General features: G+C 56.6%; 1 protein-coding gene. It reads right to left on the reverse strand.

Annotation, left to right across the window (positions count from 1 at the left end; genetic code table 11):
* Positions 1-655: TonB-dependent receptor plug domain-containing protein (locus ACFS7Z_RS27515; protein WP_377492718.1), on the reverse strand; the 655-nt coding region annotated here is incomplete at both ends.

Below are 655 nucleotides of genomic sequence, written 5' to 3' on the forward strand. Positions count from 1 at the left end.
GTCCACCTCTCGGTAAGCACCTGCCGCTGCTTCATCATGCTGCCGCTCTCATCCTCTTCTTTTGAGTACACATCCATGTAAGTGCCCCCAGCAATCACCTTCAGGCCGTTGAGCAGCTCCACATCCATGTTCAGGGTGAAACCCTGTGTTACGGCATGTCCCCGGAGGTTGGCGTAGATGATCCTGTTAGGGTCGGTATCGTAGTCGGCTATGATGCGGTTGTTGAAGTAGGTGTACCAGGCGGTGGCGTCAAAGCCGATGAAGGCACCGTTTCCGGCAACCACTTTTTTAATATAGTTCACATTGACGTTGTAGCTCTTCTCCGGGTCCAGCTCCTCCTGCACGTCCACTATTCTGGACCCGGTGAGGGCCGCGTGCTCCTCTGTGAAAAGGTTCACCACCCGGAACCCCGTCCCGGAGTTCAGGCGCAGGATGTTGTTGTCGTTGGGCGCCCACTTGTAGGCCAGCTTGGGGGTAAGGATGTCGCCGTGTCTGGAGTTGTAGTCGTAACGCATGCCCAGCAGCAGTTTGTGCTGCTGCGAGAGAGAAATCTCGTCCTGCACGAAGATTCCGGGAAGCCAGGTTCTGTCAGGCTGGTTTCCCGGATCCAGAGTATCCGGGCTGGCGGTGGCCGGTGTGTTGTCATCGTAGTACG

Origin of the sequence: Pontibacter toksunensis (assembly GCF_042686245.1) — a bacterium.
Classification (GTDB): domain Bacteria; phylum Bacteroidota; class Bacteroidia; order Cytophagales; family Hymenobacteraceae; genus Pontibacter; species Pontibacter toksunensis.